The 20390-nt window shown below is 37.1% G+C and carries 18 protein-coding genes; 6 read left to right on the forward strand and 12 right to left on the reverse strand.

What is annotated here, in order from left to right; all coding sequences use genetic code 11:
* Window positions 1-16: 16 nt before the first annotated feature.
* Window positions 17-1720, reverse strand: coding sequence for a glycoside hydrolase family 3 protein (locus AC3FI7_RS19140; RefSeq protein ID WP_491460701.1), 1704 nt, complete (start codon window positions 1718-1720; stop codon window positions 17-19).
* A 114-nt stretch (window positions 1721-1834) separates the two neighbouring features.
* Here AC3FI7_RS19140 and AC3FI7_RS19145 point away from each other — a divergent pair, with 114 nt between their 5' ends.
* Window positions 1835-2389, forward strand: coding sequence for a hypothetical protein (locus AC3FI7_RS19145; RefSeq protein WP_142726164.1), 555 nt, complete (start codon window positions 1835-1837; stop codon window positions 2387-2389).
* A gap of 180 nt (window positions 2390-2569) precedes the next feature.
* On the opposite strand, the gene ribA is transcribed toward AC3FI7_RS19145, so the two are convergent.
* The 8 genes from ribA to AC3FI7_RS19185 form a co-directional block, all read right to left on the reverse strand.
* Window positions 2570-3166, reverse strand: coding sequence for a GTP cyclohydrolase II (ribA, locus tag AC3FI7_RS19150; RefSeq protein WP_491460702.1), 597 nt, complete (start codon window positions 3164-3166; stop codon window positions 2570-2572).
* 18 nt (window positions 3167-3184) lie between these two features.
* Complete coding sequence (locus AC3FI7_RS19155) at window positions 3185-3643, reverse strand: hypothetical protein (RefSeq protein WP_142726162.1); 459 nt, start codon at window positions 3641-3643, stop codon at window positions 3185-3187.
* The gene (locus AC3FI7_RS19160; protein ID WP_142726161.1) at window positions 3640-4254 is read right to left on the reverse strand and encodes a DUF4254 domain-containing protein; all 615 of its coding nucleotides are present in this window, start codon (window positions 4252-4254) and stop codon (window positions 3640-3642) included. Before AC3FI7_RS19160 ends, AC3FI7_RS19155 begins: the two co-directional genes overlap by 4 nt.
* 15 nt (window positions 4255-4269) lie before the next feature.
* Complete coding sequence (locus tag AC3FI7_RS19165) at window positions 4270-4482, reverse strand: Sec-independent protein translocase subunit TatA/TatB (RefSeq protein ID WP_002981818.1); 213 nt, start codon at window positions 4480-4482, stop codon at window positions 4270-4272.
* A gap of 31 nt (window positions 4483-4513) precedes the next feature.
* Window positions 4514-6076, reverse strand: coding sequence for a M23 family metallopeptidase (locus tag AC3FI7_RS19170; protein ID WP_142726160.1), 1563 nt, complete (start codon window positions 6074-6076; stop codon window positions 4514-4516).
* On the reverse strand, window positions 6073-6918 hold the full coding sequence (gene lolB1, locus AC3FI7_RS19175) for a lipoprotein insertase outer membrane protein LolB1 (protein WP_142726159.1): 846 nt from the start codon (window positions 6916-6918) through the stop codon (window positions 6073-6075). Before lolB1 ends, AC3FI7_RS19170 begins: the two co-directional genes overlap by 4 nt.
* Before the next feature lie 99 nt (window positions 6919-7017).
* The gene (locus AC3FI7_RS19180) at window positions 7018-8034 is read right to left on the reverse strand and encodes a sugar phosphate nucleotidyltransferase (RefSeq protein WP_142726158.1); all 1017 of its coding nucleotides are present in this window, start codon (window positions 8032-8034) and stop codon (window positions 7018-7020) included.
* 153 nt (window positions 8035-8187) lie between these two features.
* Window positions 8188-9615 carry an oligosaccharide flippase family protein gene (locus tag AC3FI7_RS19185; protein WP_142726157.1) on the reverse strand — a complete coding sequence of 476 codons (1428 nt, stop codon included), beginning with the start codon at window positions 9613-9615 and terminating at the stop codon, window positions 8188-8190.
* A 101-nt stretch (window positions 9616-9716) separates the two neighbouring features.
* Between AC3FI7_RS19185 and AC3FI7_RS19190 the strand changes: the two genes are divergently transcribed.
* Window positions 9717-11054 carry a dihydroorotase gene (locus AC3FI7_RS19190; protein ID WP_142726156.1) on the forward strand — a complete coding sequence of 446 codons (1338 nt, stop codon included), beginning with the start codon at window positions 9717-9719 and terminating at the stop codon, window positions 11052-11054.
* Between the two features lie 104 nt (window positions 11055-11158).
* Here AC3FI7_RS19190 and AC3FI7_RS19195 read toward each other — a convergent pair whose 3' ends face one another.
* The 3 genes from AC3FI7_RS19195 to AC3FI7_RS19205 form a co-directional block, all read right to left on the reverse strand.
* Window positions 11159-13456, reverse strand: a complete 2298-nt coding sequence (locus AC3FI7_RS19195; protein WP_491460703.1) for a GH92 family glycosyl hydrolase — start codon at window positions 13454-13456, stop codon at window positions 11159-11161.
* 76 nt (window positions 13457-13532) lie between these two features.
* The gene (locus AC3FI7_RS19200) at window positions 13533-14216 is read right to left on the reverse strand and encodes a response regulator transcription factor (protein WP_491460704.1); all 684 of its coding nucleotides are present in this window, start codon (window positions 14214-14216) and stop codon (window positions 13533-13535) included.
* 12 nt (window positions 14217-14228) lie between these two features.
* A complete protein-coding gene (locus tag AC3FI7_RS19205; RefSeq protein ID WP_491460705.1) occupies window positions 14229-15482 on the reverse strand; it encodes a sensor histidine kinase in 1254 nt (417 codons plus the stop codon).
* A 159-nt stretch (window positions 15483-15641) separates the two neighbouring features.
* Between AC3FI7_RS19205 and AC3FI7_RS19210 the strand changes: the two genes are divergently transcribed.
* The 4 genes from AC3FI7_RS19210 to AC3FI7_RS19225 all read left to right on the forward strand — a co-directional run bounded on the left by AC3FI7_RS19210 (window position 15642) and on the right by AC3FI7_RS19225 (window position 20377).
* Window positions 15642-16055 (forward strand): DUF1573 domain-containing protein, encoded by a 414-nt coding sequence (locus tag AC3FI7_RS19210; protein WP_491460706.1) that lies wholly within the window; start codon window positions 15642-15644, stop codon window positions 16053-16055.
* A 176-nt stretch (window positions 16056-16231) separates the two neighbouring features.
* Entirely contained in the window at window positions 16232-17113 is an 882-nt protein-coding gene (locus AC3FI7_RS19215) for an SDR family oxidoreductase (RefSeq protein WP_291905266.1), read from the forward strand.
* An 84-nt stretch (window positions 17114-17197) separates the two neighbouring features.
* Window positions 17198-19135 carry a M1 family metallopeptidase gene (locus tag AC3FI7_RS19220; RefSeq protein WP_491460707.1) on the forward strand — a complete coding sequence of 646 codons (1938 nt, stop codon included), beginning with the start codon at window positions 17198-17200 and terminating at the stop codon, window positions 19133-19135.
* A 354-nt stretch (window positions 19136-19489) separates the two neighbouring features.
* Window positions 19490-20377 carry a DUF2589 domain-containing protein gene (locus tag AC3FI7_RS19225; protein ID WP_228451324.1) on the forward strand — a complete coding sequence of 296 codons (888 nt, stop codon included), beginning with the start codon at window positions 19490-19492 and terminating at the stop codon, window positions 20375-20377.
* The last annotated feature ends 13 nt before the right edge of the window (window positions 20378-20390 follow it).

The following is a 20390-nucleotide window of genomic DNA, read 5'->3' on the forward strand; positions in this document are numbered from 1 at the left end:
GTTGTTTGATGTTGTATTATTTGGTATTTGCTGGGGTAATGGCATGAAGTTCTATACCCATTCCCGGCTTCAGCTGATCATTGACCAGTACCGGAAGTTTTCCCCATATTTTTGTTTTTCCGTTGAGAGCATCAGCAGTTGCGTTCATAGAATCATCATTGTTTTCATAAGAAACAAGAACTGTTGATACTCTTGAAATGTCGATATCTTTTAATGCATAAGCACTTCCGAATACATTCAGAATGACATTTTGATTTTTGGTAAGATCAGAAAGTGTTTTTTTAGATTCAGCTGAAATCTTATAAGGCTTATAAGCGGTTGAATTATCTTTATGAAGACCTACGATTACTTTAGAACCTGCTGGTATCGTGTTTATTTCCCCAGCTTTTTTGATGATAATATTATTCCCCAATCTGTTGGCAAAAGTCTGGTAAGGAGCTTCTTCCAGAGGAACATAATAAACTGGTTTACCTGAAAGAGGAAGTAATTTCTTTTCATCTTTTAATAAAGTCAATGCATTAGAATAAAGATTTTGTACCAGCTGGGTATGGGAATTGTTATTCAGGTCAGCATTGATGTTTTCCGGATTCTTTGGAGTGTATTGGGTAAGACCGAGAAAATACTTGGTCAATAAGATCTTTTTCACACTTTCCTCTACTCTGGATTGTGGGATTTCTCCTTTATCAATGGCTTTCTGAATCAGTTTTTTGCCTTCAGAAACACCCTGTGAGAAAAGCATAATGTCATTTCCCGCTTTAAAAGCCATCGCGTCCAGTTCACCAGGTTTGTATTTATTGGCTACAGCGCCCATGTTGAGAGCATCAGTAATGATTAAACCTTTAAAGCCTAATTTATCTTTAAGTAATCCGGTAATAATATTTTTAGAAACAGAAGCCGGAATTCCTTTTCCGGATTCTAAGTTTGGAACATATAAGTGGGCAACCATTACACCGCCTATTCCTTTGTTCATTAAAGCTTTGAATGGTGCCAGCTCTACTGCATTAAGCCTGTCAATGTTATGAGAAACTACAGGAAGGTCAAGATGAGAATCTGTGCTCGTATCTCCGTGGCCTGGGAAATGCTTAATAGCTGCCAGTATATTGTTATCCTGAAGACCATTAGAGTAGGATAGGGCAGAACTGATCACATTATTCACTTCAGAACCAAAACTTCTGTTGCCAATGATTGGGTTATCGGGATTGGTGTTCACATCCACTACCGGGGCAAAATCCCAGTTGATCCCCATTCTGTGGCAGTCTTCGGCAATTTTTGCAGACATCTGATAGACAAGATTTTTATCCTGGATAGCACCTAATGTCATGGCCCATGGAAATTTGTGAGCGGTGGCAATTCTCTGATACAGACCCCATTCCGCATCCATACCGATCATCAGAGGAACTTTCGATTTTTGTTGAAATTCATTCACCAGACTGATTTCCCTTGCGGCATCATCCTGCATTAAGATCAAACCTCCTATTTTATCGTTAGTAACAATATTTCTTACCTGACTGATATAATCCTCTCCTTTATTGGTATACAGTGCAACAATAAAAAGCTGTCCAAGTTTTTCATCCTGAGAAAGATTTTTGTACGTTTTATCAACCCATTGCTGAGCCTTTTTCAAATCTTCCTTGGATGCATTTTTTGGCTGATACTGGGCCTTGGCCTTAGGGTTTATTAATGCAACAATAAAGAGTGAAGTATATATTAATTTCTTCATGACTTTTGAATAAGAACAAAAATACAATTAAAAAAATGATGAAAACAAAGTTTTTGAAATTTTTGGTATATGATTTGAATACGCAATATAAATAATAACTAAACTTTAAGAGAAATGAAAAAAATTCTTCCACTTATATTACTTGCCGGGTTAGGTTTCTTAGCATATAGCTGTGATAACAGCAACAATGATCCTGTTGTTGTAAATCCGGGTACAGATAATGATACATACTCTACAGCGTATGACATTATTCCAAAATTTGTAAAACAGGATAGCTATACATATCATTTTGATGATGCTTTCAAAAGCCCGTTACTTGAATCTGATGTAGTTCTTATCTATTTACAGACAGGGCTTACTAATAATAATTCTCCAATTTGGAAATTACTTACCTATACTGAGTATCCTAATAATGGGGCGGATAAAGTTGAGTATTCATATGACTTCAGTAAGTTTGATATCGGAATCGATGTAAGATCTACAAATGGAGTTAATTTAGATAATAATCCGGGATACTATACAAACAAAAAATTCAGGGTTGTAATTGTTCCTGCGAAAACCGGTACATCTAAGAGTGCAACAGCAACATCTACGGTTGATTATTCAGACTACAACAGTGTAATTAAATATTACAATATTGATGAGTCTAAGATCGTAGTTAAAAATTAAGAAATATCTTTTCAGTTTTTTATAATTAAAAAAGCTCCGGGAGTTCACTTCCGGGGCTTTTGATTTATATGCCGTAAAAATAAATATTTCGATCAGTATTTATGCAAACTATGTGAAAAGAAAAACTGAATAAATGATAAAAGAAAAGCTTCAGAAATATACTGAAGCTTTTTGTTTTATTTAGTTATCATTGTCATCCAGGAGATGTCCAAAGAAATCTTTTTTTGTCTGCAGATAGCCCTTGCTTATTTCATTGGCTGGAATCTGTAGTGGTACTCGTGAATTAAGGTGAATATTGCTGTTGACCACATACTTTACTTTTTCAGGATTATTGGTCAAAAGATTGATATCTTTCACATTCAGCAGATTAAGAATTTCAATGGCTACTCCAAAATTTCTGTCGTCTGCAGGAAGTCCCAGTTCAAGGTTTGCCTGTACAGTATCCAGTCCTTTTTCCTGTAGTGAGTATGCTTTAAGCTTATTGATGATTCCGATATTTCTTCCTTCCTGGCGAAGGTAAATAATGATACCACCATTTTCGTGAATATATTTCATTGCAGCATCTAATTGTTGGCCGCATTCACATTTTTTTGAATGGAAAACTTCTCCGGTAATACATTCTGAGTGGAAACGAACATTGACTGGTTTTGAAAAATCTGTGTTTTCAGCAACGATGGCCATATGAGGCATCCAGTCATTTGCGTTTTCGGAGAAAGCTATCATTCGGAAAGTACCGTATTCTGTAGGAACATTGGCTTCCGCCTGAATTTTAATCATTGATTGTTCAATTGGTTTTTAACTTCCTGGCAAAGTATCTTCAATAACAGAAATATTGGTTTTTAAACGAACCAAATACCTGTTGAGAACCTCATCGTCGTCTCTGTCAAGATTCTGCCTTAGCTTTTGAATTTTTTTGTATGATTTTTCGAAGCTTTTAAGGGCTCTGCTTTTTCCTGTAGAATTACTGGCATCAATAGCATATAAATAATTCTGAAGACTGTATTTCAAATTTGTAATCTCATCATTTATTCCGTTGTTTTTAAACTTTGGAAAAGTAGAGATCATATTTGAAATTTCAGAAGCATTTACATTCTCTTTAATATTGATATTAAAATTCTTCTTTGAGCTTCTGTCGGAATCAGAACCTTTAGTATCACTATAAAAATTATTTGACAACGGAGAAAGATTTAGCTTTTCTGTTGCGCAGGAAGATGTTAATATGATAAGTACTCCAAAAAAAAATAGTCGTTTCATTTCTGTTGCCCTTTTTGATAAAGGATTGGGTTAAGACTTTCATCGTTGTACATTTTCATTTGTTTGTAAACTTTCATCTTAACGTTACCGTTTTCAATATCAGTAAGCAACTGATCTATAGAAGTTGATAGGTCTTCTTTCTGAGTAAGCAGAACATCCAGTTTAGCCTGGCAGTTGTTTCTGTGTTCTTCAGAAGCGGATTCTCTATTGGCTTCTAACGACATATGATAAACCTTTAATGCAAGAATTGATAATCTGTCTACTGCCCAAGCGGGAGTTTCGGTATTTATTTTTGCTTCAGATTTAGGAGTTATATTTTCAAACTTATTAAGGAACCAGCTATCAATATATTCTACCAGATCAGTTCTTTTCTGATTGGAAGCATCTATTGTTCTCTTGAGTTGAAGAGCTTCAGCCGGGTCAATATTTTCATCTCTAATTATATCTTCCAGATGCCATTGAACGGTATCAATCCAGTTCTTTGCATACAAAATCCGTTCCAAACTATCTTTTTCAAACGGGTTATTAATTAGAGTGTTAACGTCATCAGACACGTGATAGTCTTCAATAGCTTGATTGAAGATTTTCCATGCAGTCTCAGTAAATTTCATTAATTCTAAGGAATTTTAGTTGCTTGAAGAATTATTGTTATTGGAAGCCGATTTATTTTCAGAACCCGGTTTATCTTCTTCTTTTACTGCATCTTTAAATTCCTTGATTCCTGAACCTACTCCTCTCATTAATTCCGGAATTTTCTTCCCTCCAAAAAGCAATACTAAAATGATTGCCACGATAAGGATGTGCTGCCAAGATAAGGCAAGTATTGTTAATGTATTCATCTCTTAAAATTTCTACAAAGGTACACTTTTTTTAATATGAAATCCAACCTAACGGATCAACTGGTGTACTTCCATTCCATACTTGGAAATCAAGTGTATAGGCGCCGTCAAAATCCTGAGCTATGGTGCCTACAGGAGTTCCTGAAGAAACCTGTTGTCCCTTGGAAACGCTTACATTTGCTAAGTTGGAATAAATGGTAAAGTAGCTTCCGTGTTTGATGATCACGGTTTTGGTCCCGTCATTGTTAGCCAGTACTGAGGATACCGATCCCGGGAATACGGATTTAGCCCGTGTACCGGAAGGAACAGAGATTTTAATACCATTATTCTCTTCGGTAATATTTTTGAAAACCGGGTGTGGCTGTCTTCCGAAACGGTGGGTGATCTGTCCGGCTCTGTCAGCAGGATAGCCAAGTCTTCCTCTGTTGTCAGCAAAACTGCTTCCCGCAGCAGTGGTGACTCCGTAGCTTGTCATGGCCTTTGTTTCAGCTGCCTTTTTCTCGTCTTCTTTTCTTTTAGCAAGGGCTGCTTCTGCAGCTCTTGCTGCGGTTAATTTATCTGCAGCTTCTTTAGCTCTTGCATTGGCTTCGTCTGAGGCCTTTTTAGCAGCGACTCTTCTGGCTTCATCTCTTGCGTTGGCTTCTGCCTTGGCAGCTTCTTCGCTGCGTTTTCTCTCTTCTTCTGCTCTTTTTGCTGCCAGTTCAGCGGCTTTTTTAGCTTCTGCCTCTGCAAGTCTTCTTTCTCTTTCAAGGGCTTCTGCTCTTGCTTTAGCTTCCGCTTCAATTCTTGCTTTTTCTCTTTCAGCAGCCAGCTTTGCCAAACGTATTTTTTCAGCTTCAGCTTTTTTTCTAGCTTCTTCTTCAGCTTTAGCGATTCTTATTTCTTCTGCAATGATGGCTCTGATCTGCCCTTCCAAAGCTTTGGACTGAACTTGTTTCTGCTTAAGTTCTGCAGTCAGTTTGGATTCATTTTTCTTAAATTCGGCTACAAGCTGTTCTTTCTGGGCTCTTTCTGCATTAATTGTCGCCAGATCCTTCTGCTGATTAACCAAAAGGTTTTCTTTCTCTTTTACAGAATTTTGTTTTTGTGCGATGGTTTTCTTGATCAGATTGGCTGCATCAGTGATTTCTGCAGCTTTTTTATCTTGGTAATCAGAATATTGTTTCAGATACTGTACCCTTCGTATAGCTTCCCCTAAATTTTTAGCGGAAAGAATAAAAGTCACTTTGTTCTGTACACCTTTATTTTTATAAGCATTCACCAAAACCTCAGCATAGTTTTTTCTTAGAACGGCCAGCTCTCTGTTCTGACGGTTAATTTCCAGCTGACGTAAATAAATATCATCTTCAATGAACCTTTTTTCTTTCTGAGTGTTGTTATAGACTTTTTCCCTCAATACCAATTTTTGGTTGACATTGGAAAGATAAGCAATAGAAAGTTTAGATTCACTTCTGGTTTTGGCTAAATCGGAATTTATTTGTGCAATTTGTTTTTTAAGTTCGGCATTCTGCTTCTGCAGTTGTTCTTTGTTCTGCTGTCCCTGGTGCAGTCCAAACATCAAAACACCTATTAAAAAGCTAAATTTTCTAATCATTTAATCTCAATTTTCTTATAACTGGATGGTACAGAATAAGGTGTTTCCATCCTCGAAAAGTCAAATTTCGTATTTTCCAATAAAATCTGACTAGATTTTGAGCCTTTTATAATTATTTTAACATTTTTGGGAAGGCGGATTCCTTCGTATTCATTCCAGTCACTATAAGAAACATCCAGCTCATCTGAAGACAGGATATCTTTTAAGTTGACATTCAGCAAATCATAGTTGGTATCATATTGCAGGGCAATTTTATACTCCCTGTTTTTTTCATCTGTTACAATTTTCTGATTGACATTGGAAACCATCTTAAATCCCTGCGCATTCCGGGTCAGATCAAACTGTCTGTCGTTGATCTTTACAAAGGTTCTTCCCAAAAGGATTTTCTCCAATGATTTATAATCAATAAAATTGACATTCAGTAAGTTATTGAGGTAGTCGAAATCAGAGTCTATGTAGGTTTTATTGATTTTATCCTGCCCTTTGATTCCTTCAGGAGTGGCAATACCTCTGGCTGCATTTATAAAAAGGGCTCTGAGATTCATCCATACCTTTTTATCATTTTCAATATAGATAGTGGCATCAAGTGTAGGTACAAAACTACCTGTTTCTACCTTTACTTTACTGTCGATTTTAATCTGGTCAAACTTAGGTGGAATTAATACATGTTCATAGAAAGTGAGCTTGTCTCTCACAGGTTCATTGGCATCTTTTGGATTTCCATTGTCCTTTACAGCATTAATGCTGTCCCGTGCATGGTCTGTATCATTTTGAGCAGTTGTACGGGTCTTACAGGATGATAGGGCAAGAAGCAATAAAAGAAGTGGAATCCAATTTTTCATGTATTTATCTTTAATTAAAAAATACGGTGCAATATTAACGCCAAACCACACAAAATCTTTTGTGTGGCCTGATGTTATCTTGTTTAAGTTAAATAATTTCTATTTAGACAGAAAATCTAAAACAGAATAATCTCCTAAAGAAATTTCTCTGGCAACTCCGAAATACTGTGCTGAATTACCAATCATAGAATTGGAAAGGTTTCCATGATTGATTCTGGTGTTTTCCTGAATCAGGGAGTTTTCAATATTAGAGTTTACAACAGTTGTGTTGTTCCCTAAAGAAACGCCAGGGCCTACTTTTGAATTGGAGATCTTTACATTTTCACCAATAAAGCAAGGCTGAATAATCAGGGAATTTTCAATCACAGCGGAAGCAGGGTAATGAGTCATTTCCTCTCTTTCATATTCAAGAATTTTGCTGTTGGTCTCTACTGTAGCATTTTTATTCCCGCAGTCCATCCAGTCATTCACTTTACCCAGGGTAAACTTAGCACCTTTTGCTCTTAGATTTTCAAGTGCTGTTGTCAATTGATATTCACCTCCGTTTTTAATATCATTGTCCATAATATAATTGATCTCATCCATCAGCTTTTCAGCACTGTTGAAATAGTAGATCCCAATAATGGCAAGATCTGAAACATAGGTCTGCGGTTTTTCTACAAAGTCGGTAATAAAACCGTAGTTATCCAATTTTACTACTCCGAAGGCAGATGGATCCTCAACGCTCTTCACCCAGATTACACCATCAGAATTTTTGTCCAGCTGGAAATCTGCACGGAAAAGAGTATCTGCAAAAGCAATAACGATATCTCCCTGCATGGACTGCTCGGCACATTTGATGGCATGAGCGGTTCCAAGAGGATCGTTCTGATAATATATACTACCTTTTGCTCCCAGCTTTTCAGCAATCTGAATCAGGGATCTTTCGATCTCAGGGCCAAAATCTCCGATGATAAACGCTACCTCTTCAATATTTTCTCCTGCAACTTTAGCAATATCTTCCACCAGTCTCTGTACGATAGGTTTTCCTGCAATAGGAATAAGAGGTTTTGGAACGGTCAGTGTATGTGGACGTAATCTGGAACCACGTCCAGCCATAGGAACAATAATTTTCATAAATTATATGTATAAAAGATGTTTTATTAGTTGTTTTAAATATTAAGGTTAAAGATAATAATTAAAACCTTTGATGAGGTACGATTTCTATCTTTTTAAATATTTGTTTAAATTAACAATAGGTTTGTTTACAAGCAAAATAAAGACCAAAGTTTAATTCTTTCTGATTCTTGATAAAATCAGGTTTTTTTCAGAATAAATCAAAATTCCGGTAAAGATCAAAAATAGAAGGTTACTTGTCAGAATATTATAGTTGAGGTATTTTACAATGATAAAACTGAAAATTCCAAGCAGTATCAGGAAGAAAGACATTTTCTTCATTCTGTAAGGAATAGGGTAGTATTTTTGTCCTAGCAGATAGGAGACAATCATCATAATAACATAAGCCCCAAAAGTGGCCCAAGCAGAACCGATCATACTGTGATAGTAATTCAAAGCTAAAAGGTTAAGAGCGATATTAATTCCTGCACCAAGCCATGAAATAACAGTTCCCATACTGGTTCTGTCTGTTACCTTATACCATGTTGAAAAGTTATAATATATTCCGAAGCAAAGATTGGCAATGACAATAATCGGGATGATATCTATGGCGATCCAATAGGACTTATTAGGAATAAAGACGGCTTTCAGCCAGGATATATTAGCAATAATTCCTAGAGCAACAGCGCTTGCAAAAAAGGCAAAATACTCAGCTACATTGGCATAAGTTTTTTTAGCATCCCCTTTATCCATCTGTTTAAAAAAGAAGGGCTCAATACCCATTCGGTAGGCTGTTACAAAAAGGGTCATCAGTACTGCCAGCTTATAGCATCCACCGTAGGCTCCTGCCTCTTCATCAGTGATATGATTTCTCTGAATGGATTTATCAAAGTTTTCATTTACCATGAAGGCAAGTCCTGCCAGCATCAGTGGGAAGGAGTATTTGATCATACGCCCGAATAAAGAAGTTACAAACTGAAACCTTACCTTTAATATAATAGGAAACAGCAATAAAAAACCTAATGCACTTCCTGCCAGATTACTGAAAAACGGATAGTCTACATTTTGGTCCAGACCAATACTTCTTGATACATTTTCCGGAATCCAGAAGAATAAAGCGGCTGTAAAAACAGCCTGAAATATAGACTGAACAATTCTTACTGCAGAATATTTGATCGGTTTATTATGAAAGCGCAGCCATGCAAAAGGGATGACCAGTAAATTATCAAAAAAGGCAATCAGTGCGAACCATCTGATGTATTCAGGATTGTCATGATACCCGGCATAATCTGCAATGGGCTGGTTGAATAAATAACACAGTGCAAGGAAAATAGTGGAGGTAGAAAATAAAAACCAGAACGAAGTGTTGAACGTCTTTTTCTCGTTATCCTCTTCAGCTGAGAATCTGAAATAAGCTGTTTCAAAACCAAAAGAAAGGATAATATTAACAAAAGAAATCCACGCATAAAGCTGCGTGAAAATTGCAAAACCTTCATTGGGAATCTTATAGATCAAAAGTGGATTAAGGATGAATAGAATAATTCTTGGTGCTATTGCTCCCACTCCGTAGATGATTGTCTGTCCTAATAGTTTCTTATACAAAGTCGAAATTTTTTTGCAAATGTAAAACTTTAAGCATTCGGTTGGTGATTTTGAGGTGAATTAAAACTTAAAATCTTAATTTTACGGGGAAATAAATTGAAATGAAAGTTCTTATAAAAAATGTAAGTATTGTTAACGAAGGGAAAATTTTTGAAAGCGATGTCTTAATAGAAAATGATTTAATCTCTAAGATAGCTGTGGGAATTTCTGAAGAGGCAGATCAGATGATTGACGGTTCTGGTAAGTATCTTCTTCCAGGTGTAATAGATGATCAGGTTCATTTCCGTGAGCCTGGGCTTACCCATAAGGGAGATATTGAAAGTGAATCAAGGTCGGCGATTGCGGGAGGAGTAACAAGTTTTATTGATCAGCCGAATACTGTTCCGAATGCTGTTACTCAGGAATTATTAGCAGATAAGTACGAGACTGCTTCCCAAAAAGCGTATGCCAATTACGGTTTTATGATGGGAGGAACGAATGATAATCTTGAGGAAGTTTTGAAAACAAATCCAAGAAATGTTCCCGGGATCAAGTTATTTTTAGGATCATCTACAGGAAATATGCTGGTAGATAATCCTGAGACACTGGAAAATATTTTCAGCAATACCAAAATGCTGATTGCGGTTCACTGTGAAGATGAGGCTACCATCAGGGCCAATACTCAGAAATACATGGAGGAATATGGTGAAGATATTCCTGTTAAATTCCATCATTTGATCAGAAGTGAAGAAGCATGCTATAAATCTTCATCCAAAGCTATTGAACTTGCGAAAAAAACAGGGGCGAGACTTCACGTTTTTCATCTTTCGACAGCAAAAGAAATGGAACTTTTCCGAAATGATATTCCTTTGAAAGATAAAAAGATCACTGCTGAGGTATGTGTGCACCACCTGACGTTTACCAACGAGGATTACGAAACAAAAGGAGGACTTATCAAATGGAATCCGGCTGTAAAAACTCAAAAAGATAAAGATGCCCTTTGGGAAGCATTACTGGATGACAGAATTGATGTTATCGCTACGGACCACGCTCCACATACGGCAGAGGAAAAAAATAATGTGTATACCAAATGTCCATCAGGGGCACCTTTGGTACAGCATTCATTGGTGGTGATGCTTGAAAACTATAAAAACGGTAAAATATCCCTTGAGAAGATCGTTGAAAAGATGGCTCATAATCCTGCTATTCTTTTTAAAGTTGAAAAAAGAGGTTTTGTGAGAGAAGGATATAAAGCAGATCTTGTTTTGGTAGATTTAAATCAGGATTGGACAGTTTCCAAAGATAACTTACTGTATAAATGTGGCTGGAGCCCATTAGAAGGAACGAATTTCCACTCGAAAGTTACCCATACTTTTGTCAATGGACACCTGGTGTATGATAATGGTAAAATTGCAGAAGGGAAATTCGGAGAGAGATTGCTTTTTGAACCTAGAGATTAATAAGATAATATTTCAAAATTCAATAGGAGCGGGCTTTAGCCCGCTCTCTTTATTAGTATTCCTCTATTGGCTTTAGCCAAAACTTATTTTATCCATTCATCTTCTTACTTCTTCGTTTTACTTCCCATATAAAACGTTAGCGTTCCTCCATTCATAATTTCAGAATGCTTCAATATAAAGTTTTTAATCTCTTTTCCATTCAGAAGAATTTTCTGGACATACACATTTTCCGGACTCTGATTGATGGTTTCAATTTCAAAAGTTTTCCCGTTTTCCAGATTCAGTACAGCATGATCAATCGCAGGGCTTCCGATAGAATAGTTCTCTGATCCCGGAGCTACAGGATAAAATCCTAATGAACTTAAAATATACCATGCACTCATTTGCCCGGCATCATCATTTCCGCCCAGTCCGTCTGGTGTAGCTTTGTACTGCATTTCCAGAATACGTCGGATCTGTGCCTGAGCTTTCCATGGCTGACCTGCCCAGTTATACAGATAAGCTACATGATGAGCCGGTTCGTTTCCGTGAACATACCCACCGATAATCCCTTCCCTTGTAATATCTTCAGTGTCAGCAAAAAATTCATCAGGGAGATGCATGGTGAACAGTTCGTCCAGTTTGGATGCAAATTTCTTCTTTCCTCCCATCATCGTAATCAGTTCATCTGGATTTTGTGGAACAAAGAAACTATAGTTCCATGAGTTTCCTTCAATGAAGCCTTGTCCATGGGTGCTTAACACATCAAAATCTTTTTTGAAACTTCCGTCCGCCAGGCGAGGACGCATAAACCCGATGGTTTTGTCAAAATTATTTTTCCAGTTTTCAGATCGCTTGATAAACTGATTGTAGATTTCTGTTTTGTTCAAATGTTTTGCCAATTGGGCAATGGCCCAGTCATCATAGGCATACTCTAATGTATTGGAAACGGAAGTGCCATTTTTTTCTGCCGGAATGTATCCAAGGTCAATATATTGGCCTATGCCTTCGTAATTTCTTTTGTTAGCCGTTTCTATACAGGCTTTTAGGGCTTCTTCAGGATCCCCTTCATAATTACCTTTAATGATAGCATCGGCTACTACACTTACACTGTGGTAGCCACTCATACACCAGTTGTCATTCGCATAATGTGACCAGATCGGCAGCATTTTCATAGAAAACTGATGATAATGAGCCATCATGGATTTTACCATGTCACTGTTCCGCTTAGGCTGGATAATATTAAAAAATGGATGTAGGGTACGGTAAGTGTCCCATAAAGAGAAAGTTGTATAATTGGTAAAGCCGTCTGCTTTATGAATATTCTGATCCAGCCCTTTATATTCTCCATTGACATCCATATAAGTCGTAGGATTAATAAAGGTATGGTACATGGCTGTATAAAAATTTGTCTTTTCTGTATCAGAACCTTTGATAACAATTTTATTTAATTCTTTATTCCAGTTGTCCTGGGCTATAGCTTTAATCTGATCAAAAGTCATATTCCCGGCTTCTTTTTCCAGGTTTTCTAAAGCGTTGGCCTGGCTTACGGGAGAAATGGCAAGTTTTACCTCAATGGTTTCATTTTCATTGGTGTCAAAATCAAAATACATTTTCAGGTTCTTTCCTGCAATCTCCGGGAAATTCTGATTTTGGTCGAATTTTCTCCAAAATCCTTTGTAAACCTGTTTTTCATCATAGTTTTTCTGACCATACGATTTAAAGGGTTTTGAAAATTTCATGGCGAAATATACCGTTCTGGTTCTTGCCCAGCCATTGGTCTGACGGTAACCTGTGATGGTATTTCCATTTTCCACACGAACGTAGGTCCATACATTTTTTCCGTCATAATTGTAAATACCGGCCATCAGATCCAGAATAATGTGGGACTGGTCAGATTTTGGAAAAGTATATCGGTGAACTCCCACTCTTGGTGTTGCTGTTAACTCAGCAAGGATATTATGATCATCCAGTTTTACTTTATAATATCCGGCTTCAGCTGTTTCGTTCTGATGTGAAAATCTGCTTCTGTAGCCACTTTCAGGGTTAGAAGCTGTCCCGGGATTCAGCTGGAGTTTCCCTACGGTAGGCATGATCAGAAAATCTCCGAGATCAGAATGCCCTGTTCCGCTGAAGTGGGTAGAGCTGAAACCTACGATGGTCTTATCCTCATAACGGTACCCAGCACAGTATTTGTAAACCTCACCATTGTACTTTCCTTTAAGTTCATAAGAAATGGTGTCTGTTTCAGGGCTTAGCTGTACAGCTCCAAAAGGAACAGTGGCCCCGGGATAAGTATGCCCCATCTTTTCAGTTCCGATCAGTGGGTTGACATATTGTGTTAGTTTCTCAAACTTTTGAGCTTTAAACTGTGCACTTAAAAATAAAAGAAATAGAAAAACAGTAGGGCTGTGATGTTTCATTAATGATCAATTTTCAAAGTTTAAAATTAATTAAAATCATCATTTCTGTTGTGTTTTAGATAAGCTTAAATACTATTTATTCTTTCTCAGAAAAACGGAAGCCTATTCCGTGAAGGTTTTCTATTAAAATATTCTGTTCTTCGGCCAATACCTTTCTCAATCGGGAAATAAACACATCAAGGCTCCTGCCCATAAAATAATCATCATCACCCCAGATTGCCTTCAGGATGTCCTGCCTTTTGACCACCAGATTTTTATGTCGGATAAAATATAAAAGAAGGTCAGACTCTCTCTGGGTAAGGGTAATATTGTGGTCTATACCTTGCAGCGTATAGTTTTTAGGATCAAAACTATATTTACCAACTTTATATTGTAGAGGAGCGGTATCTGTTTTCTTGGTACGTTTCAGAAAAACTTCAATTTTTAACATTAGTTCTTCAATGCTGAAGGGCTTAACCAGATAATCATCAGCGCCTATTTTCAGTCCTTTGATTCTGTCTTCTTTTAAAGCTTTTGCAGAAATGAAAATAATAGGTATTTCAGAATTCCTACTGCGTATCTGCTGTGCCAATTCAAAACCGTTTATGCCCGGCATCATGATATCCAGCAGGCAAATATCAAAACTCTGACTGTTAAATGCTTCCAATGCAGATTTGCCATCTGCATAACAGCTGATATCATAATAACTTTCCAGGCTGTCCTCCACCAGAAAAGCTATGGTTTGGTCATCTTCGGCATATAAAATTTTAGATTTCTCCATAATTACACATGATTAACTTGAAAACGGGCAAAAGATGGTGGTGGTTATTCCCTGGTCTTCATTATTCTCCACAGAAATTTTCCAGTGATGCTGGTGAGCTACTTTTTTTACATAAAACAATCCTAATCCAAAACCATTCACTTCTTCACTTCTTTTGGTATGTACCCGATAAAATTTTTCAAAAATATGAGGAATATTTTTAACAGGAATTCCCATTCCGTTGTCTTTAAACTTTAAATATAGTCCTTTTGAATCTTTATGGGCTGAAATTTTAATCAATGGTTTCGTTTCACAATATTTGATGGAGTTATCGATAAGGTTATAAATGATATTGGTAAAGTGAAACTCATCAGCCATTATTGAAGTACTGTATTCAATGTCAATCTCAATGCTGAGGTCTTTATTCTTGTGTTGTATACTGTCTGCAATCTCCTGAATAAAAGGAAGCAGCAGTATTTTTTGAGGTTTTAATGATAAACCGGAAACATCATTTTTTGCAATATTCAGTATCTTTTCAATATGATTATTGAGCTTATGGCTTTGATTGATAATAATAGATGTATAGGTCTGAAGTTTGGAATTATCCTGTACCAGATCCTGTTTATTAAGCGCTTCTGATGCTAACAGTATGGAGGATAAAGGGGTTTTAAACTCATGGGTCATATTGTTGATAAAATCCCGCTGCAATTCTGAAAATTTCTTTTGCTGAATAATGGTATAGATAGAATATACATACACCAGAAGAATGATGATAAGGGCAAAAGTAAGGAGATACCAGAATCTTAATGAACTGATAAGATAAGTGGTTTTATCAGGAAAACGTATAGAAAAGTAATAAATAAGGTTTTTATGCTTTGGGAAATTGATCACTTTGTTGCTGGGGCTTTCCTGATGTGAGGTCATATATTTTCCGTACACCATTTTATCACTATGACAATTGTATAGTGCATATACATAATCTGTATTGATCTGAAAACGGGTAAACTCTGTTTTCAGGTAATATTCCAGAACGACCGGATGAAATTCATTGTTGATATTGACTACATAATAGTCATTGGCAATATTCTGTACAGGGTTTTCGGTGTAGGATGTCTTTCCTCCGGAGAGTTTTTCTGCGACCTCCATTAAAGCAATATTGACCTTCTGATTAAATTTTTTATCTTCGAGATTATAAGCCTGTATCGTCCACATCAGCTGTGCTATTAAAATTCCGATAATAGCAACAAATCCCAGCGTTATGATAATATTGAGTCTCTTTATTTTCATTTCCTGAAACAATATTATCCAAAAATATCTATTTATCTTTTATCATTAACAACTTGTTAACAAATGTTTGGCAACGGTTAACAAGTTGTAATCACAGCCTGCTTTACATTTGTTATACCGAAAGAAAATAATCAGTTTCAAACATTAAAATTTATACTCATGAAAAAATTAAAAATTACAGCTCTTTTAGCCGTATTGGCATTCTCTCCGTTTTATGCAAATGTACTTACTCCAAATGCTCCTTCCATTGTAAAAATGGTTGCAGATGCCCTTAAATGGAAATCAGAATCTATTGATGTAGGAAATATTCCTCAGGGAAAACCAAAATTGATCAGATTTGAATTTACGAACACAAGTTCAAAACCAATCATCATTCAGAATGTAGCTCCTTCATGTGGGTGTACTACAGCAGATTATACAAAAACTCCTATCCAGCCGGGGAAAAAAGGATTTGTAGAAGCTAGCTACAACGCAGCAGCGGCAGGTCCGTTTATGAAGACTGTAAATGTTACAACAAGTGAAAGCAAAACCCCTAAAACACTTTCATTCAAAGGAGTGGTAGTTGCTTCTTAATCTGTAATATTTTAAAATATACAAGTAGCCTGACCGTAATGATCAGGCTACTTTTCTTTTATACAAACTGATGCATTTCATAAATAATGTAAAGAATAATTATTTGTAGCATTATTTATCAACCTGTTTTAAGGGATTGCATTTCATTATTTATTATTTTTAAGAAAAAATATTTTATGAGTCTATATACACAACCTATGCTGCGCGAAGGTGCACTAAAAGATAAAGTAGCAATTGTAACAGGAGGCGGAAGCGGTTTGGGAAAAGCGATGACCAAATACTTTCTTGAGCTGGGTGCCAAAGTGGTGATTACTTCCAGAAATCTTGAGAAACTACAGACTACAGCTAAGGAACTGGAAAACGAAACAGGAGGTAAGGTGCTTTGTGTAGCATGTGATGTAAGAAACTGGGATGAGGTAGAAGCCATGAAAGAGGCTGCACTAAAAGAATTCGGAAAGATTGATATTTTGTTGAATAATGCAGCAGGTAACTTTATTTCACCCACAGAAAAACTGACTCATTCTGCTTTTGATGCTATTCTGGATATTGTTTTAAAAGGAACAAAAAACTGTACGCTTTCGGTAGGGAAACACTGGATAGATTCTAAAACACCCGGAACTGTACTGAATATTGTAACAACATATGCATGGACAGGTTCTGCTTATGTAGTACCATCAGCCTGTGCAAAAGCAGGAGTTCTGGCAATGACCAGATCATTGGCCGTAGAATGGGCAAAATACGGAATCCGTTTCAATGCCATTGCTCCGGGGCCTTTCCCTACAAAAGGAGCCTGGGACAGACTTCTTCCGGGAGATCTTCAGGAAAAATTTGATATGAAGAAAAAAGTTCCGTTGAGAAGGGTAGGGGAACATCAGGAGCTTGCTAACCTTGCCGCTTATCTGGTTTCTGATTATTCAGCTTATATGAATGGAGAAGTTGTAACCATCGACGGTGGAGAATGGCTTCAGGGTGCAGGAGAATTCAATATGCTTGAAGCAATCCCAAGTGAAATGTGGGATGCTTTAGAAGCCATGATTAAAGCAAAAAAATCTAATTAAATTAAACTTATATTAAAAAAACTCCCGGATGTGTAACAATTCCGGGAGTTTTTTTTACCTATACAGAAAATAATACTTTTTCAAATGAATTTTAAACTTCCAACCCTTGTTTCGACGCTTGCAGTGGTACTGTTCACAGGATCTGCCTATGCCCAGCAGACCCCGAAATATGATTATGTAGAAGCATTTAAGCCGTTCTTTTATCCGCAGACAGGTACAGCAACCCGTTCTGCGAGTGGGCAGCCCGGACATGCTTATTGGCAGAATTCAGCAGATTATCATTTGAATGTCAGCCTGAATGAAGATAAAAAAGAGATTACCGGTACAGCACAGATTACCTATACCAACAACAGCCCGGATAAATTAGGTTTTCTTTGGCTGCAGCTGGATCAGAATCTGTTTGCAAAAGATTCCAGAGGAAATGGAGTTGTTCCGCTTTCGGGAAGCAGAAATGGAGCCCATGGCGAAGAATTTAACGGGGGATATACGATTAAATCAGTCAGGCTTGATGGTAAAGAAGTTAAATATACCATTACCGATACAAGAATGCAGATAGATCTTCCAAAAGAACTGAAAGCCAATGGAGGGGTAGCCAAGATAGAAATAGAGTATTCTTTTGTTTCTCCGGATTATGGTTCAGACAGGATGGGAGTTCAGGAAACCAAAAATGGTAAAATTTTTACCATGGCGCAATGGTATCCGAGAATGTGCGTATATGATGATGTTATGGGATGGAACACGCTTCCTTACCTTGGAGCTTCGGAGTTTTATCTGGAATATGGAAATATCACAGCCAATATTACTGTTCCTGCCAATCATTATGTAGTGGCATCAGGAGAGCTTTTGAATGAGAAAGATGTTTACAGTAAGGAAGAAATCAGCAGATGGAATCAGGCAAGAAACAGTGATAAAACGGTAACGATCCACTCTGAGTCTGAGATAGGTAAAAATAAAATATCCGGTACAAAGACCTGGAAATTTAAAATTACACAGGCGAGAGATTTTGCCTGGGCTTCTTCAGCAGCATTTATTTTAGATGCCGCAAAAATCAATTTACCTAGCGGAAAGAAATCTTTGGCTATTTCGGCCTATCCTGTAGAAAGTGCCGGGGAAAAAGCCTGGGGAAGAGCTACAGAATATACTAAAGCTGCTATAGAGCACTATTCAAAAAAATGGTATGAATATACTTATCCGGCAGCCAGTAATGTAGCAGGAAACGAGGGCGGAATGGAATATCCGGGAATTGTTTTCTGTCATATGGATTCCAAAGGAGAAGATCTTTGGGGAGTTACGGATCACGAGTTTGGGCACAACTGGTTTCCTATGATCGTAGGATCCAATGAGAGATTGTTTGCCTGGATGGACGAAGGATTTAATACCTTCATTAACGGACTTTCAACCGAAGCTTTCAATAAAGGAGAATATTATCGTAAACCGAATCTGGCACGATCAGGAGTTTACCTTCTGAATGACAATCTGGAACCTGTAATGGTAGGACCGGATAACATGAGAGAAAGAAGTATTGGAGCATTGGCTTATTATAAACCGGGAACAGGATTGGATGTTTTAAGAGAAGCCATTCTCGGTCCTGAAAAATTTGATAAAGCATTCAGAACATATATAGACCGCTGGGCCTTTAAACATCCAACTCCATGGGATTTCTTCCATACGATGGAAAACGTTTCCGGGGAGGAGCTGAACTGGTTCTGGAGAGGATGGTTTTTTAATAAATGGAAAATTGATCAGGCTGTTAAAAATGTGCAGTATATCAACGGGGACTTTAAGAACGGAGTTCAGATTACGGTTGAAAATATTGGGCAGCTGCCAATGCCTACAACAGTACAGATCAGATTCAAAGACGGAACAGCCCAGACTTTGAAAATTCCTGTTGAGGTTTGGAAAAGAAATACGGAATGGACATTCAAAGTGGATTCTAAAAAAGAAATAGATGAGGTAAAGCTTGATCCGGATTCTGTAGTTCCTGATGTCAATCTGGAAAACAACAGTAAAAAGCCTGCATAGAAATGTTGGATCTATTTTAATTTAACGCAAAGATTTAATAGTTAATACTGAAGTTTTAAGGGAACAAAGATGGAATCAACTTCATTGATTCTTTCTAAGCGTAAGCCGCTTCATCAGCAACTTTGTTGCTTTCTTAGTTTACTTTAAAATAAGAAGAATTCAGATCATCTTTGCATTTATGAACGATAAGTAGCAGCAAAAGACATCTGTTATAAAAGTCTGAACTTACCACCGTAAGTTCAGGCTTTTATTTTTTTAAGGGTGTTTTTCCTGAATAAGTAGAGGTGTTCTCCTGAAGTGTTTTGAAGGTTGGTGATCTAATTTTGTCCCACAATATTAATCAAAAACAAAAACATGGAAACATTAAAATCAGTGCTTGAAGCAAGCCACGCCAAAAAAACAAAAAATGAGTTAATTGATCTCTTATCGGGAGTAGAAAAAGTTCTTACCCCTGCAGTGTATGAAAAAGTATCAGGAATCGAAACTTCGGAATTGAGTTCATTGACCAATAAAGAATTGTTAGCCATTGTAGACGAATTCAAAAAGAATTATGATGAAAAGTGGGAAAAATCTTTCTCCGGTGCTTCTTCAGAAATTATGAAGCTTATTGCCGGTAAAATGGCTGCCGATGAAGAGATCTTCAGAACTTCAGATGCTGCCAGTGCAGATTTTGCGGCAGAACTGGGAAGTATTGACTTCGCCACCATTATTGGCGGACCTTTGGATGCCTGTGTAAAAGCACAGTCCAATGCTTCTATAGCCACCGTTAATTTCATTAATGAGGTCGGTTTTGAGCTTACAGATCCTGCCAATGCAGCCAGTGCTAAAAAACTGAGAATGGCAGAATTCAAATACAAAAAAAATGTCCCGAATCCGGATTTTAAAGAAGATGAGCCAGTAAGTGATACCAACCCTAAAACGATTCCTAATGATGTGGAAATTTCAGTGCCTTTTATTGCGCTGCTGAATGTTCCGAGCTTCAGAATTGAAACCTGTGAAGTAGACTTTAATGTGAAACTTAATTCTACATATACCAAAGATGTAAGTGACGAATTCGGTATCAATGCAGGAGTATCCGGTGGCTGGGGTCCTGTAAAATTCAAAGTGGATGTTTCCTATAAAAGAACTTCCAGTACAGGAATCAAAGTGGAAAAAGAGTATTCCCTTGGGGTAAAAGTGCGTGCAACCAATGATGAAATGCCTGCAGGACTTGAAAAAGTACTTGGACTTCTTTCACAATAAAACATTTTACGAA

This window comes from Chryseobacterium sp. TQ-BC-N36, from assembly GCF_058382295.1.

What these genes read in the sequence shown, in the direction of transcription:
- AC3FI7_RS19140 (WP_491460701.1), bottom strand. Translation starts at nt 1,720, where the DNA reads ATGAAGAAATTAATATATACTTCACTCTTTATTGTTGCATTAATAAAC.
- AC3FI7_RS19145 (WP_142726164.1), top strand. Translation starts at nt 1,835, where the DNA reads ATGAAAAAAATTCTTCCACTTATATTACTTGCCGGGTTAGGTTTCTTA.
- ribA (WP_491460702.1), bottom strand. Translation starts at nt 3,166, where the DNA reads ATGATTAAAATTCAGGCGGAAGCCAATGTTCCTACAGAATACGGTACT.
- AC3FI7_RS19155 (WP_142726162.1), bottom strand. Translation starts at nt 3,643, where the DNA reads ATGAAACGACTATTTTTTTTTGGAGTACTTATCATATTAACATCTTCC.
- AC3FI7_RS19160 (WP_142726161.1), bottom strand. Translation starts at nt 4,254, where the DNA reads ATGAAATTTACTGAGACTGCATGGAAAATCTTCAATCAAGCTATTGAA.
- AC3FI7_RS19165 (WP_002981818.1), bottom strand. Translation starts at nt 4,482, where the DNA reads ATGAATACATTAACAATACTTGCCTTATCTTGGCAGCACATCCTTATC.
- AC3FI7_RS19170 (WP_142726160.1), bottom strand. Translation starts at nt 6,076, where the DNA reads ATGATTAGAAAATTTAGCTTTTTAATAGGTGTTTTGATGTTTGGACTG.
- lolB1 (WP_142726159.1), bottom strand. Translation starts at nt 6,918, where the DNA reads ATGAAAAATTGGATTCCACTTCTTTTATTGCTTCTTGCCCTATCATCC.
- AC3FI7_RS19180 (WP_142726158.1), bottom strand. Translation starts at nt 8,034, where the DNA reads ATGAAAATTATTGTTCCTATGGCTGGACGTGGTTCCAGATTACGTCCA.
- AC3FI7_RS19190 (WP_142726156.1), top strand. Translation starts at nt 9,717, where the DNA reads ATGAAAGTTCTTATAAAAAATGTAAGTATTGTTAACGAAGGGAAAATT.
- AC3FI7_RS19195 (WP_491460703.1), bottom strand. Translation starts at nt 13,456, where the DNA reads ATGAAACATCACAGCCCTACTGTTTTTCTATTTCTTTTATTTTTAAGT.
- AC3FI7_RS19200 (WP_491460704.1), bottom strand. Translation starts at nt 14,216, where the DNA reads ATGGAGAAATCTAAAATTTTATATGCCGAAGATGACCAAACCATAGCT.
- AC3FI7_RS19205 (WP_491460705.1), bottom strand. Translation starts at nt 15,482, where the DNA reads ATGAAAATAAAGAGACTCAATATTATCATAACGCTGGGATTTGTTGCT.
- AC3FI7_RS19210 (WP_491460706.1), top strand. Translation starts at nt 15,642, where the DNA reads ATGAAAAAATTAAAAATTACAGCTCTTTTAGCCGTATTGGCATTCTCT.
- AC3FI7_RS19215 (WP_291905266.1), top strand. Translation starts at nt 16,232, where the DNA reads ATGAGTCTATATACACAACCTATGCTGCGCGAAGGTGCACTAAAAGAT.
- AC3FI7_RS19220 (WP_491460707.1), top strand. Translation starts at nt 17,198, where the DNA reads ATGAATTTTAAACTTCCAACCCTTGTTTCGACGCTTGCAGTGGTACTG.
- AC3FI7_RS19225 (WP_228451324.1), top strand. Translation starts at nt 19,490, where the DNA reads ATGGAAACATTAAAATCAGTGCTTGAAGCAAGCCACGCCAAAAAAACA.